This is a genomic window from Paenibacillus sp. TY11 (assembly GCF_059772165.1).
The window spans coordinates 178,560-193,522 of record NZ_JCBAIQ010000012.1; the positions used below are offsets into that span (position 1 = coordinate 178,560).

Consider the following 14,963-nt stretch of genomic DNA (forward strand, 5'->3'; position numbering starts at 1 on the left):
TTTCATGAAACGATATATAGCTTTGGCTCAAAGAAAATCGTTCTGTTTTTATATGTTGCTCGGCATCGTGATCCTGTTGCTGGCCGGATGCTCGGGAGGAGCACAGGCTGGACAGAACCATAGCGAAGGTTTGAAAACAACGGCAACATCTGATGCAACCGGAAAGTCGGCTGATGATAAAGCTCAAACTCCACGCATTGTGGCGACTACGGTAGCCATTGCGGAAATTACGGATGCACTGGGTCTGGATTTGGCAGGCAAGCCGACAAGCACAAAAGTGCTGCCTGACCGATACAAGAATGTCCCTGATGTGGGTAATCCGATGAGTCCTGATATGGAAAAAGTGATGTCATTGAAGCCTACTGATGTACTGTCGGTGACAACACTAAAATATGATTTGGAACCCAAATTTAAGGACTTGAAAATCAATGCTGAATTTTTGAATTTTGAAAGCCTTGCGAATATGCAAAAAGAGATTCAAAAGCTGGGTGATACGTTTGGCAAAGCCGATAAGGCCAAAGAGATTAATGGAGCTTTGGATGCCAAAGTCGCGGAGATTCAACAAAAGATCAAAGGCAAGAAATCTCCTAAAGTATTGATTTTGCTGGGCGTACCGGGAAGCTATCTGGTAGCTACCGAGCATTCCTATATTGGGGATCTGGTTAAAATTGCAGGTGGAACAAATGTGGTCCAGGGCGAGAAGGTGGAGTTCATTGCCCACAATACCGAAGCCTTGCAGCAATCCAACCCCGATATCATTTTGCGCGCTGCACACGGGATGCCGGATGAGGTAGTGAAAATGTTCGATGAAGAGTTCAAAACTAACGATATCTGGAAGCATTTCAACGCTGTGAAAAATGGGCATGTCTATGATCTGCCTGAACCGTTGTTTGGCACAACAGGGAATTTAGCGGCAAACTCGGCGCTGGATGAGCTGATGAAAATGCTGTATCCTTCGAATTAAAGGAAGCTGATGACATGTCAAAAAAAGTATGGAGCCTTATTGTTGTAATTGTCTTGCTCGTCGGCGTCATGCTGTATTCAGCGATGACAGGCAGTCTCAAGGTGAATTTGAGTCAGTTGGTGACCGGATTATGGACAGGTACGGATGATCAGGTGAATGTGGTCAAAGACCTCAGATTACCGAGAATTATCGTAGCCGTGATGGCGGGTGCAGCACTTGCAGTGGCGGGCGTTTTGCTGCAAGCCGTTATGAAAAACCCGCTGGCGGATGCCGGGGTTATCGGTATTTCTTCGGGAGCGGCATTGGTCTCGCTGATTGCGGTGACGATCTTTCCGGCGCTTTATTTCTGGATGCCGTTCTTTTCCTTTATCGGTGGTGCGTTAGCCTGTCTAATGGTCTACGGATTTTCATGGAAATCCGGCTTGCATCCGATTCGTCTCATCCTGATCGGGGTGGCCGTGAATGCTATTTTTTCCGGTCTAGGGCAGTCGTTTAACTATCGGGGCAGTTATGCAGTCACTAGCATTAATCAGGTCACCACTTCAACCTTGTCTATGAAAAAATGGGTAGATGTCGAGGTTATTGTGACTTATGGCGGGATTGGGCTAATTTTAGCCATGCTCGTATTTTCCTGGTGCAATTTCTTGTCCCTTCAAGATAAAACGGCTAAAAACCTGGGATTCAATGTGACGCGAGCACGACTTTTGATTTCTGTGATTGCAGTACTGCTTGCAGCAACAGCTACAGCCATTGCAGGAGTGATTGCCTTTATCGGTCTGCTCGTTCCGCATTGTGCCCGTTACCTAGTTGGCTCGGATCATAAGTGGCTGATTCCGTTCTCTGCCTTATGCGGCGGCTTGTTGCTGCTGCTTGCGGATACACTGGGACGGACGGTGCTTGCTCCCAATGAAATTCCGGCTTCTATTATTATGGCCGTCATTGGCGGGCCGTTCCTGATATTCCTGATCAGAAAGGCGGATCGCACCTATGGACATTAAGGATATAACCTTCTCATATGATCGGAAAATAGATCGCCTACACGCTGTCAATGCTGTTATTGAGCCGGGACGGATTACTACCATTATTGGTCCCAACGGATGCGGCAAATCGACGCTGCTTAGCGTGATGTCCAACAATGCCGTTCCCCGCTTGGGTCAGGTAGTTCTGGACGGCAAGGAGATAGCCCACTACAAGCCAAAGGAGCTGGCTCGTCAATTGGCGGTAGTTCATCAGCAGAACGAGGCACCTTCCGATTTGACTGTAGAAAAGCTCGTTAGCTTCGGAAGGCTGCCGCATAAGAACATGTTTACTGCGAGACGTGATGAGGATGAAGAGGCGATCGAGTGGGCGATAGCTTGTACCAACCTGAACGAACGTAGAACTTGCACGTTGGATCAGCTCTCAGGAGGAGAACGGCAGCGTGTATGGATTGCAATGGCCTTGGCACAGCGGACGCCAATTTTATTTTTGGATGAGCCGACCACCTATCTGGATATGTACTACCAGCTTGAAATTTTAGAGCTCATTCGGCAGTTAAACCAGGAACATGGACTGACGATCGTGATGGTGCTGCATGATATCAATCATGCCATTCGTTACAGCGACGTTATGATCGCTATGAAGGAGGGGCGTATTATAGCGAACGGTCCGCCTACAGAGGTCGTCACGTCCGAACTGATACAGGCGGTCTATGATGTGGAGGTCGTAGTCAGACAGGACGATGAAGCGGGAATGTATCTCATTCCGATAGGTGTCGGGGCTTCCTGACATTTTCAAGCACACGGAACATCAATGCTGCAACTGAATAACGCCTCTGTCCTGGCGGCATCTTAACGAATTTAAATCATGAAAATGGTTCTGGTCCATGTGTTTGTCAGGTGACAATCGTGGAGACAGAAGCATTTTTTATTTTATTTATAAGATATTGGATAAGATTCAGGGGCGGTTCTGCTTATACCACGGTTCGAATCCGATCTTTTGTGTGTTATACTATTGCCGTCGGTAATTTTGTATTTAGCACTTTACTAATGATAAGGATGGTATGCTTATATGATCAGTACAAGCGGCGTAACGCTTCGTTATGGTAAACGCCCACTTTTTGAAGACGTTAATATCAAATTTACTCCTGGGAACTGCTACGGCCTGATTGGGGCGAATGGCGCGGGCAAATCCACCTTTTTGAAAATTCTTTCCGGTGAAGTCGAAGCCAATTCAGGCGAGGTTCACATGACACCGGGCGAACGGATGGCAGTGCTCAAGCAGAACCATTATGAATACGATGAATTCCCGGTTCTGGAAACCGTTATTATGGGGCATACGCGTCTGTATGAAATCATGAAGGAAAAGGATGCACTGTATGCCAAAACGGAATTTACCGAAGCGGACGGCCTACGTGCCGGTGAGCTTGAAGGTGAATTTGCGGAGCTGAACGGATGGGATGCTGAGCCGGACGCAGCTTCCTTGCTGATCGGTCTTGGTATTCCCCGCGACTTGCATGACAAGAACATGTCTGAGCTGAGCGGTAATGACAAGGTACGTGTTCTCCTGGCTCAAGCGTTGTTTGGCCGTCCGAACAATTTGCTGCTCGATGAGCCTACCAACCATTTGGACCTCGAATCCATTCAATGGCTGGAAAATTTCTTGATGGACTATGAAGGCACCGTCATCGTCGTATCCCATGATCGTCACTTCCTGAACAAGGTATGTACGCATATCGCGGATATTGATTTTGGCAAAATCCAGATGTACGTCGGCAACTACGACTTCTGGTATGAGTCCAGCCAGCTTGCGCTTGCATTGACTCGTGATGCCAACAAGAAAAAGGAAGAGAAGATCAAGGAACTGCAAGCCTTTATTCAGCGCTTTTCCGCGAATGCTTCCAAGTCCAAACAGGCTACTTCACGTAAAAAACAACTGGATAAAATTACGCTGGACGACATCCGTCCGTCGAACCGTAAATATCCTTTCCTGAACTTCAAGCCTGAACGCGAAGCGGGCAAACAACTCCTGACAGTAGACCGTCTCAGCAAATCCATTGAAGGCGAGCAAGTGCTGAATGAGTTCAGTCTGGTTGTGAACAAAGGCGATAAAATTGCATTTGTCGGCCCGAACGGTTTGCCTAAATCGACGCTCTTTCAGGTTTTGATGAACGAAACTGAAGCGGACAGCGGTGAATTCTCATGGGGGATCACTACGACTCAGGCTTATTTCCCGAAAGACAATTCCACCTATTTTGAAGGTGTGGATATGAATCTCGTGGAATGGCTGCGCCAATATTCCAAAGATCAGGACGAAACGTTCCTGCGCGGCTTCTTGGGACGTATGCTCTTCTCAGGTGAAGAAGCGCTTAAGAAGGCAAGCGTGCTGTCCGGAGGCGAGAAGGTTCGCTGTATGCTGGCGAAAATGATGCTCAACGGTGCCAATGTGCTGCTGTTGGATGAACCGACCAATCACTTGGATCTGGAATCCATTACAGCGCTGAACAATGGTCTGATTGATTTTGACGGCACTATATTGTTCACATCGCATGACCATCAGTTCATTCAAACCATCGCGAACCGTATCGTGGAAATTACGCCAAACGGTGTAATCGACCGTACGATGAGCTATGATGAATATTTGGAAAATGAAGAGATCGCGAAATTGCGTGAACGTATGTATCCCGTAGAAATCGGCTAAATCCAAACCGGCTAATTTTAGCAAATAGATAAACGAAAGAGGAGCTCCATCAGGCCATTGATATGGCCGGGAGACTCCTCTTTTTCGTTTGTGCCATGCCCCATAGCTTACTCGATTCCGGCAGTGAGGTAAGATGACCCCCTCTGACCTTCGGTACCATATATTGTCTATGGGGTGGCTCTTATGATCCGCCTGTACGACGGCGTTGGTTGTTCGGCTTCTTCGTATTTTGGCTTTTCAGTGTTTTGGTGGAACCGCCTTGAAAGCCGCCCTGCTGTGAAGCGCCGGACTGCTGTTTTTTTTGTGCCAGCTTTTCCCGAATGGCATCTGCGAGATTAACTTTACGTGGTTCATTAGCATCGCTCATGAATAAATTCCTCCTGTTACCGCCAGATTCATGTCAATCATGCTGGATTGAAGAAAAACGCGGCTGTGTCCTCATTTTATACGTTTTTAAAAGAAGGGACAAGGGCAACAATGATAACACACCGCTGGAGTGGGGCGGGAGAGAAAATGTCTATTTTTTGTGTGAAGGAAAAAATGTTTTGTGTAACCTACAGGAATGGGGCCTGGCAATACTTTTTCGTTGTTCCTACAGCGATGCAGAGCGGAAAGACTGTTTCTCTAGACCCACACAAAGTTCGTCTGCTATCCTGAAAATAACAGTTACCCAAAGGCAAATTGTTATTGTTCAGGGCAGCTACGCTGCTTGGTCTAAAGAGCTAGTGTTGAGGGGTTCAGGCAGCTATGCTGCTATTTTATTTTTGGGCTGGTAAGATCGTTTTGCTGGGAACTATATATTTGAAGGAGTGTCCTCCGTTGTGGTAAATGTCTATGATGAAATACGAAAAGGTGAGCGAGGGGCGTGGGTGAGCATTGCTGCTTATCTCTTGCTGTCGGCCTTTAAACTGATTAGTGGATATATATTTGCTTCTAGCGCGTTGCTGGCGGATGGCTTCAACAATGTCACTGATATTGTGGTATCGGTTGCTGTACTGATTGGTCTGAGAATTTCCCAGAAACCACCGGACTCTGACCATGCCTATGGACATTTTCGGGCAGAAACAATCGCAGCGCTGTTGGCGTCCTTTATTATGGCTGTCGTCGGTCTGCAGGTGCTTATTAACGGTATCGGGAGCATTTTCAAGGGAGGAAAGCAAATACCGGATATCACCTCAGCGGGTGTAGCCGTGATTTGTGCCGTGATTATGTTGGGAGTGTACCTGTACAACAACAGACTGGCCCGGCAAATTAACAACAAGGCTTTGCTGGCAGCGGCCAAGGATAATCTATCGGATGCACTTGTCAGTGTTGGGGCGGCGGTTGGCATTATCGGCGCACAGTTCGGGCTGCCATGGCTGGATACTGTTGCGGCGATCGCGGTAGGATTCATCATTTGTAAAACAGCGTGGGATATTTTTAAGGATTCCACACACAGCTTGACTGATGGATTTGATGAGCAAGAACTGTCCGACTTACGGAGTACGATTGCCTGTATACCTGGAGTAGAGGGGATTCGGGACGTTAAAGCACGTGTACATGGCAATCATGCGTTGGTGGATGTGGTCATTGAGGTGAATCCGCAACTCAGCCTGATTGAAGGACATCGGATCAGCGACCGGATTGAGGAACGTCTACAAGAGGTTCATAATACGATGCATGTTCATGTCCATGTAGAACCTAAATTATAGATTAATTATTTAATAGTTAGTATTAAAAGTGACTTTAGACCTATATGAAAAAGGTGTATACGCTCTCTTTTGTGACGTTTGGATTATATCTCTCTTCCTGCTGCTTTTACTATAATGAAGGCATGTCCGGCTATATTCGTCGGAATTGGATATGTTCTTCAAATTCGTAAAAACAGCCAGGAGGTGCAACATTGAGAAGACGCGTGATGGGAATGCTCATGACGTCAGCCGCGCTGTTGGCAGCAATTCATGTGGTGCCGGGTCAGGTTGACGCGGCGGCATCGACAGCATCTACAGGACAGAAGGCGGTTATTCAGGCGGCTGTAAAGCTTAGATCCGGTCCTTCGACTACGGGGGATGTAGTCAGCTTTATGAAGCAGGGAGAGGCCGTAACGGTATTGGAGAAAACAAACAGCTATTGGTATAAGATCAAGACTTCCAATGGAGTAACCGGATACACAAGCAGCTCCGACAAGTACATAAAGGTTGGCGCTACCAGCGTCGCTGCTGCTGTCACCTCATCTGCCAGCCGTAAACCGGAAGCCGCAGAGCCAGTTAAAAATGTTTCAGCTAAAGAGGCTGTGGCCTCAGTGAATAGTTCTGCCGGTCAAACGAAAGCCACGATTCAAACGTCCGTTCGTTTGCGGGCGGAGGCATCCACTTCTTCCGAAGTTTTGGGCTATTTGAATGCAGGGGATGTCGTTACGATTACCGATCCAAGTAATGCCTATTGGTTCAAGGTTACCAATGCTGATGGTACGGTAGGCTATGTCAGTTCGTCTCCACAGTATATTCGTATTGGTGAGGGCGTTGTTGTACAGCAGCCTGTGTCTGCTACGGTGACAACCACTCCTGATGCTACCGTAATACCTGTGACAGCATCTCCTGCGTCAACTGTGAACATGTTTTCCGGTGACGCAGCGGCTGCAATAGAACAGGTTATTAACACGGGTATGACTTATCTCGGGACTCCATATGAATATGGTTCAGATCGTAACAGTACGGCTACTTTTGATTGCTCGGCATTTACCCGCCAAATTTTCCGTCAGGCTGTAGGTATCCAGCTTCCGGCAGATTCTCGTTCACAGGGTGAGTGGATCAAGCAAAACAGTCAGCCAAATACGGACATGACTACGCTGAAGCGTGGCGATCTGCTCTTCTTTACAAATTACAATGCATCTTCCGGGGCATACACGTCCCTGGATAATTCCTCCCAAACGATTACACACGTAGCTGTATATTTGGGAGACAACAAGCTTCTCCATACGTTTTCTGTAGCGGGTGGCGGTGTAAAAGTTACGGATTTCAGCAAGCCTTGGCAGGACCGTTTCCTGTTTGGGGGCAGTGTGATCCAATAAAAGCGCCGCTAACTGTTAAAAAGTTGCATCAAAAAAGGATGTTCCACAGCCCTGTTGACCAGGGTGGGAACATCCTTTTTTTAATAGATATTATAAAATTATTACTTTTGTGAAGCTATCATCCGATGTCTATGAAGCTCGTTTTCTTCCGGTAAAGAGTGAAATGACGAACAACACCAGAAATAACACAAATAATATTTTAGCGATTGTAGCAGCTATGGACACGACGATACCAAAAAAACCTAAAATCCCGGCGATCACAGCAAAAAATAAGAATAAAGCGGACCATTTCAGCATGTTCTGTATCCTCCTTTAATTGTATATAATGTGGCATACTCACGCCCCGTAGAGCGCGGTTGCAGATGACGGTGACTTCTTTAAATATTCGTGGCTGTGCCATCGTTATATGTTGTTTTAAACGGTGCGAGAGTCCATGAATCATAACGTTTGGAGCGGAGAAGAACCCCAGTTTGGACGTTGTTTCGTGTCTGAATGTAAAGGGTAACTATGCAGTAATCATAAACATCATCGTGAAAGACGAAAGAGAGGTTACGCCATGTTAACACAGGTCAGCATTTTTATAATCGCTATCGCATTTGCAGTTCTCGTTATTTTCCTCATTAAAACGCTGAAAGCAGCACAAGGCTCTCTGGATAAGGTGACCCAAACCTTGCAGGATGTACAAAAGACGGTAGATGAACTGAGTTATGAAATAAAACAAACGGTTCGACATGCCAATGACATCACCGCAGACGTTGATCATAAATTGAAGCAAGTGGAGCCTGTGATGGAATCGGTTAGAAACTTGGGGGAGGTACTCAGCGAAGTGACGTTGGCTGCCAAGCAGGCTTCAACAGCGTTAATGACACGGTTTCAGAAGTCGCATAGCGCTGTGGGCAAGACTTCCAGAACGGAAAACGCGATTAAGTCAACGACACCGAATAGACCTTTGACCGCAACAGAGCGGACGGTTCAGAGCTACAATGCGACTTATGAGGAGCCTGCGGCCAAGCCGGCTAAAAACAACTGGTTGGGTTATGTAGACATCGCTGCCGGGGTGTGGCAGAAAATGCGTCAGTAGCATAGTGGCTGAACCGTAAACTACAGGAAATTCATTGAAAGGGTGAGATTTATGATGAAGACATTATTACTAGCTGCTGGTTTGCTCACTCCCTTTTCCGGACAGGATGCGGTTCAGCAAACCGTTTCCCCGCAAACAGCGGGGCATATGGTAAGGGCTGTGCAGACGATACCCGCTCGACATGCTGCGCCAGTTGATTTTCATACGTTAAATGGCATATCTCTGGATGATACCCGTGCGGATGTATTGAAAAAACTGGGTAAGCCACTTCGAGTCAAGAAGGATATGCTGCTGCTTTCTACAGAATACCAATATCCAGATGTTGTGGTAGGTATGCGTGAGGACGTCGTTTCTTATGTGCATGTAGATCCGGCTGCCGGTCGAATCAAGGTGAATGATAAATGGCTACCGCTGCAACGGAAAACGCTGGATCAGGCGCTGGGTGGCTCGCAATTCACGGCCGAAGACGGAGAGGTGTATGTACGCGGACAGCGTGCGATCAAAGTGTTTACAGATGAGACGTCTGATAAGCCAAAGTATGTTGAATTTTTTGATGAAACGGAGTGGTAAATGATTTTTTCGAGGCGTGACATAACATGGAAGTTTCAAATGGATGTGTGAAGTGTAATAGTCAGAGAAGTCAATCCTTAAAGGAGCGTGAGAAACATGAATCAGACCAATCATAAATCTTATGCCAAAGTGGTAGAGAACGGTGTACAAGCCGTTGAAGCAGTGAATGAGTTGCGTAACACGGGCTATCGTTATGAGGATGTGTTCGTGCTCGCTCATGATCAGGATCGGACGGATCGTATTGCCGATACGGTGGCTGCCAAGGAAATCGGGATTAAGGAAGAGGGCGTTTTCGACTCATTAGCCAATTTGTTCCGTTCCCGTGGTGATGAGCTTCGCGCTAAAATTACTTCCTTAGGATTTACAGATACGGAAGCTGACTTTTATGAAAAAGAATTGGATCAGGGTAAAGTGCTGGTCATTGCTAAAAAAGCGTGATATTGCCAGCTCATCATAAAATCAGACTGGCTTAGACTTGAAAAAAGAGGATGTTGACCGTAGCACAAGTGTTTCGCGGGTCCTCTAAAAACATAGATAAGGAATGGGGCTGGAGCCCCATTCCTTATCTATGTTTTTGGAATGCCTTCTTACGGAAACACTATTTCTAATCAACAAGAGTGTTGCCGCTTAGGCAGGTATAGTATAATACATGGGTTAAAGATAAGGAGAGGCCAATGAGAATTCTAATTGTTGACGATAATCCGACGAATGTCATTATTATTCGTGAAATACTAAAAAAAGAAAATTATCGCGATGTGATCTCTGCGAGCTCGGCCGCAGAAATGTTGGAGCATCTGGGAATCGGCGACCGTACCATTAGTCTTCGACCCCGCCCTTCGGATATTGATCTGGTGCTGCTGGATATGATGATGCCTGAAATGGATGGCATTGAAGCTTGCAGTATTGTGCAGGAATATGAGCATTTAAAAGATATACCGATTATTATGGTAACGGCTGTAGGCGATTCTAAAAAATTGGCCGAAGCTCTGGATGTGGGAGCCGTCGATTACGTAACGAAGCCGATCAACAAGGTAGAGCTAATGGCGAGAATTCGGTCTGCCTTACGTCTCAAGCAGGAGAAGGACTGGCATAAGGATCGGGATCAGCGAATTCAGGATGAGCTGAAGCTGGCTGCGATGGTGCAGCAGGCGGTGCTTAGTCCTGCCATTCAGGACCCGGTGCTACAAGTGAATGCGCTCTATCAGCCTTCCTTTGAACTGGCAGGGGATTTATATTCATGGTATCCGCTAGGGGAAGGGAGATATGCCATCATTTTGCTCGATATGATGGGGCATGGCATTTCTTCTTCGCTGTTCTGCATGTTCATTGCTTCTGTACTTAAGGATACGGTAACCACGTATGTGGAACCTGAGAAGGTCATACAAGAGCTGAATCGTCGTTTTAATCAACTGGATCTGGGCAAGCAGCTCGTGCAGTATTATTTTACGGCGATTTATATGGTGATTGATACTCGTTCACGGCGAATTGACTATGTAAATGCGGGGCATCCCCCCGGCTTGCTGTTCAACCAGGACGGCAGCATTACCAAATTTGACCGTGCATGTAGCCCAGTCGGTTTGTTTGATAAAATTGATGCAGAGATGCACACGATTTATTATGAAGGAACTGGACATATCGCTTTGTATACGGATGGCTTATTGGAGGCGGTAGAAGGCGAATATGAGGAGCAATTGGAGTATCTAACTGCGTGTCTACGCAAGTATGAGGAATGGAATGAAGAAGCGATGCTGGATGCTTTTTTTCGTAAAGAGGCGCCACAGGATCGTGATGATGATAAATGCCTGATCTGGATTTCATTGAAAGAGGGAGAGAGCTTGCATGAAAATCAGAAATAAACTGCTGATCGGCTTTGGATCGCTTATGGCGATCCTCCTTGTGCTGACGCTAATCAGCTATGATCGAATGGGGAGCCTGAATGAGCAGTTGAACCAGGTTTATCAGGACCGATATATGAAGGTCCGGAAAACAACGGCTATTCGCGGTCAGGTGAATGATATGGCCAAAGTTATGGCCAACCTGATCTTGAATCCAGGGTCCTCCGTCAGTGAGGCCAAAGGCGAGCTCGATGATATATCTGCTTCTGGAGCGAAAGTGCTGGCAAGTCTGCAAAACAGCTCCGGCACCAGCGAAGAACAGCAGCAAGTCGATCGGGTAGCTGTCGCATGGAAAGAATTTTTAAGCTACGAAGAGAGGCTTGTTTCCTTATTGGGGCAAGATCGCATTGATGAGGCGAATGCTTTCCGCAATAGCACAGGTTTGCCTGCTCAAGAGGAGGCGATGGATAGCATTAATGCCCTGGCCGTTTTTCAGGATCGGGAAATAGATAGCGACATGAAGCAAGCCAATCTGGCCTATGAAGAATCCGTGCAGATTACCACAATTCTGATGGCAGCCGGTCTGATGATGGGCTTACTCGTTATTTTGTGGGTGCTCCCGAGCATTGCCAAAGGTCTAAATATCGTTAATCTCATGATTAACGGTTTTGGCAAGGGGAAATACAGGGCCATCAGCCGGATGAGTGTTGCTTCCAAGGACGAAATCGGGGAGGTTGCCCGCGTATTTCAACAAATGGCTGGAGACTTGGAAGAAAAGCGGAAATTCGAGCATTCCGTTCTTCAGGCGCAGAAGGATCAAACTTGGCTTAATGCCAATACTGCTCGGGTAACTGAGCTGTTCCGAGGTGTGAATTCACTGGAGCAGGTTGCTCAGATGTTTATTAGTGAGTTTACGCCCATCTTGGGAGGCAGCTATGGAGCCATCTATTTGCAAGGAAAAGATGTAGAAGACAACCGATTTAAGTTATACGGCTCCTATGCGAAGGCGGCTGGCGAAGCTTCGATTAAGGAAGTTATCCATGTTGGCGAAGGGTTGCTTGGACAATGTGTTCTGGATCGTAAACCGATCCTGATTACAGAGGCTCCTGACGGATATTTGTCCATCGGCTCCGCCTTAGGAGAAAGTAAGCCAGTAGGAATTATGATTTTCCCTATTTTGTTCGAGGATGAGTGCATCGGTGCCGTAGAAATAGCGTCACTGGATCGCTTCAGTGATCTGGAAACGAAGCTGTTTGCTCAATTAGTGGAGAGCTTGGGGATCATTTTGAACAATATCAAGGGACGGATGCGGGTAGAGCAATTGCTGCGCGAATCACAGGCACTTACCGAGGAATTGCAATGCCAGTCCGAAGAGCTACAAACTCAGCAAGAGGAGCTCAAGCGCTCCAATGAAAATTTGGAGGAGCAAACAGAGGAGCTCCAACGTTCCGAGGAATTGTTACAGCGTCAACAGGAGGAATTGGAGCATTTTAACACTGAACTGATTGCCAAAACGAGAGCGCTGGAAGAACAGGTTCGAGAAGTGGAAGAAAAGAACGACGAGATCGAACATGCACGAGCCCAGTTGGAGCAACAGGCAATGCAACTGGGGATCACAAGCAAATACAAATCCGAGTTTTTGGCCAATATGTCGCATGAGCTGCGTACTCCGCTAAATAGCTTGCTCATTCTTTCTCAGCTCTTGTCCGAGAACAAGGAAGGCAATCTCAAGCCAAAGCAGGTGGAATATGCACAAACCATTTATATGTCAGGCGCGGATTTGTTGAAAATGATTGATGAAATTCTGGATTTATCCAAAGTGGACGCTGGAAAAATGGATATTAACCACGAAGCGGTCCATTTGAAGGAACTGGAGCTGTTTGTGGAGCAGAATTTTGCTCCGGTCGCAGCCAAACGTGAGCTTCAACTGCATACCGAGATCGCAGAGAACTTGCCAGATGCCATTATAAGTGACGGTTATCGTCTCAAACAAATTTTACGTAATTTGCTGTCCAATGCGTTCAAGTTCACTATGGAAGGTTCTATTCGTTTTAGTGTTTCTCGGGCAACCGGAGAGCAGCTTCCCGGTCTGCTAAATCCACGAAAATCCTATCTGGCCCTATCTGTGCGTGATACGGGCATCGGGATTGCTTCGGATAAAACGGATCTGATCTTCGAAGCTTTCCAGCAGGTAGACGGTACAACTAGCCGGAAATACGGGGGAACTGGGCTGGGTCTATCGATCAGCCGCGAGCTTTCCAGATTGTTGGGCGGCGTCATTACCGTGGAATCCGAGCAGGGACAGGGAAGTTGCTTCACACTGTTTTTGCCGGAACAAACGCCTACGATTGAGGATATGGATTCTCATTCGAGAGAGGAACTTTACGGTGCCGATGTGAACCCGGATTTTGAGGATGTCGCAGCATCGGCAGAAACGGATATTCCAATGATTGTGCCTGCTGAACGGTTGCCATTGTATCAGATGCCCTCGAAGAACAAAGCAGAGGACATTATACATCCGGGGGACGACCGAAATGAGATTACCTCGCAGGATAAAGTGCTGCTGATTATTGAGGATGATATTAATTTTGCTAATATCTTGTACGACATGGCCCGTAGTCGGGGCTTTAAGGCGCTGATCGCCCTCCAAGGAGACGATGGGCTGAACATGGCTCAGTCCTATTTACCGGATGCCATTATTTTAGATATTCAGTTGCCTGTGATGGATGGCTGGTCCATTTTGGGCGAGCTGAAAGGAAATGCATCGACACGTCATATTCCGGTGCATGTCATTTCGGTCATAGATGATGTGAAGCAGGGCTTGATGATGGGCGCGATTGCCTTTCTCAAAAAGCCTTCTTCGAAGGAAAGTCTGGATAAGGCATTTTCACATATAAAATCGTATACGGACCAAATGGTAAAACGTCTCCTTGTAGTCGAAGATGATGATAATCAGCGTAAGTCTATTATTGAGCTGATCGACCATGATGATGTTGCTATTACGGCGGTATCGACCGGTCAGGAAGCACTGAATGAACTGGCGACCCAGCGGTATGACTGCATGGTACTGGATCTGATGCTAAGCGACATGACAGGCTTTGAACTGTTGGATCGTATTCGGGAGAATGAGCAACTAGCCGATCTGCCGATCATTATTTATACAGGCAAAGATCTGGATAGCAAAGAAGAAACGCAACTTCGCAAATATGCAGAGTCCATTATTATTAAGGATGTTAAATCGCCGGAACGGCTTTTGGATGAAACAACGCTGTTCCTGCATCGTGTTGAGGCGAATCTTCCAGAGGACAAACGCAAAATTTTGCAGAAGCTATACAATAAAGAAGAACTGTTTGAAGGTAAAAATATACTGTTAGTAGATGATGATATTCGCAATGTATTTGCTCTGTCCAGCGTGCTGGAAAGCTACCGCATGGAGGTTACCTTTGCGGAAAATGGAAGAGAAGCGATCGAACTGCTGGAACAAACCCCTGATTTTGATCTGGTGCTGATGGATATGATGATGCCGGAGATGGACGGATATGAGGCCATGCGGCGCATTCGAATGATGCCGCAATTCGAGAAGTTGCCTATTATTGCGCTGACAGCCAAGGCCATGAAGGATGACCGTTCCAAGTGTATTGAAGCGGGCGCTTCCGATTATGTGAAAAAGCCGATTCAAACCGAACAGCTTTTGTCATTAATGCGGGTGTGGTTGTATTCGTAACCCAAAAAAATGGGTAATATAAATCAACACATGATTGGAGCGGTACAAGGTAAAACCTATTC

The 14,963-nt window shown here is 46.8% G+C and carries 13 protein-coding genes; 11 read left to right on the forward strand and 2 right to left on the reverse strand.

What is annotated here, in order from left to right:
- The first annotated feature begins 4 nt into the window (after window positions 1–4).
- From isdE to AC6EJC_RS15670, 4 genes are all read left to right on the forward strand, one after another.
- The gene (gene isdE, locus AC6EJC_RS15655) at window positions 5–964 is read left to right on the forward strand and encodes a heme ABC transporter substrate-binding protein IsdE (RefSeq protein WP_444954770.1); all 960 of its coding nucleotides are present in this window, start codon (window positions 5–7) and stop codon (window positions 962–964) included.
- A 14-nt stretch (window positions 965–978) separates the two neighbouring features.
- A complete protein-coding gene (locus tag AC6EJC_RS15660) occupies window positions 979–1,962 on the forward strand; it encodes a FecCD family ABC transporter permease (protein ID WP_444954771.1) in 984 nt (327 codons plus the stop codon).
- Complete coding sequence (locus AC6EJC_RS15665; protein ID WP_444954772.1) at window positions 1,952–2,731, forward strand: ABC transporter ATP-binding protein; 780 nt, start codon at window positions 1,952–1,954, stop codon at window positions 2,729–2,731. The genes AC6EJC_RS15660 and AC6EJC_RS15665 overlap by 11 nt, the downstream gene beginning before the upstream one ends.
- Window positions 2,732–3,013: 282 nt before the next feature.
- Entirely contained in the window at window positions 3,014–4,642 is a 1,629-nt protein-coding gene (locus AC6EJC_RS15670; protein ID WP_444954773.1) for an ABC-F family ATP-binding cassette domain-containing protein, read from the forward strand.
- Between the two features lie 181 nt (window positions 4,643–4,823).
- Here the strand turns inward: AC6EJC_RS15670 and AC6EJC_RS15675 are convergent, their stop codons facing one another.
- Complete coding sequence (locus AC6EJC_RS15675) at window positions 4,824–5,009, reverse strand: hypothetical protein (protein ID WP_029517162.1); 186 nt, start codon at window positions 5,007–5,009, stop codon at window positions 4,824–4,826.
- 454 nt (window positions 5,010–5,463) lie between these two features.
- Between AC6EJC_RS15675 and AC6EJC_RS15680 the strand changes: the two genes are divergently transcribed.
- Window positions 5,464–6,333, forward strand: a complete 870-nt coding sequence (locus tag AC6EJC_RS15680; RefSeq protein WP_444954774.1) for a cation diffusion facilitator family transporter — start codon at window positions 5,464–5,466, stop codon at window positions 6,331–6,333.
- A 191-nt stretch (window positions 6,334–6,524) separates the two neighbouring features.
- Entirely contained in the window at window positions 6,525–7,691 is a 1,167-nt protein-coding gene (locus tag AC6EJC_RS15685; RefSeq protein ID WP_444954775.1) for a C40 family peptidase, read from the forward strand.
- Window positions 7,692–7,820: 129 nt separating this feature from the next.
- Here AC6EJC_RS15685 and AC6EJC_RS15690 read toward each other — a convergent pair whose 3' ends face one another.
- On the reverse strand, window positions 7,821–7,988 hold the full coding sequence (locus AC6EJC_RS15690; protein ID WP_444954776.1) for a DUF1328 domain-containing protein: 168 nt from the start codon (window positions 7,986–7,988) through the stop codon (window positions 7,821–7,823).
- A 259-nt stretch (window positions 7,989–8,247) separates the two neighbouring features.
- Here AC6EJC_RS15690 and AC6EJC_RS15695 point away from each other — a divergent pair, with 259 nt between their 5' ends.
- The 5 genes from AC6EJC_RS15695 to AC6EJC_RS15715 all read left to right on the forward strand — a co-directional run bounded on the left by AC6EJC_RS15695 (window position 8,248) and on the right by AC6EJC_RS15715 (window position 14,901).
- Window positions 8,248–8,772 (forward strand): DUF948 domain-containing protein, encoded by a 525-nt coding sequence (locus AC6EJC_RS15695; protein ID WP_444954777.1) that lies wholly within the window; start codon window positions 8,248–8,250, stop codon window positions 8,770–8,772.
- A 51-nt stretch (window positions 8,773–8,823) separates the two neighbouring features.
- Window positions 8,824–9,342, forward strand: a complete 519-nt coding sequence (locus AC6EJC_RS15700; RefSeq protein WP_444954778.1) for a hypothetical protein — start codon at window positions 8,824–8,826, stop codon at window positions 9,340–9,342.
- 96 nt (window positions 9,343–9,438) lie between these two features.
- A complete protein-coding gene (locus AC6EJC_RS15705; RefSeq protein WP_013373048.1) occupies window positions 9,439–9,780 on the forward strand; it encodes a YflT domain-containing protein in 342 nt (113 codons plus the stop codon).
- Between the two features lie 236 nt (window positions 9,781–10,016).
- A complete protein-coding gene (locus tag AC6EJC_RS15710) occupies window positions 10,017–11,198 on the forward strand; it encodes a PP2C family protein-serine/threonine phosphatase (RefSeq protein WP_444954779.1) in 1,182 nt (393 codons plus the stop codon).
- Window positions 11,182–14,901 carry a response regulator gene (locus AC6EJC_RS15715; protein WP_444954780.1) on the forward strand — a complete coding sequence of 1,240 codons (3,720 nt, stop codon included), beginning with the start codon at window positions 11,182–11,184 and terminating at the stop codon, window positions 14,899–14,901. The genes AC6EJC_RS15710 and AC6EJC_RS15715 overlap by 17 nt, the downstream gene beginning before the upstream one ends.
- The last annotated feature ends 62 nt before the right edge of the window (window positions 14,902–14,963 follow it).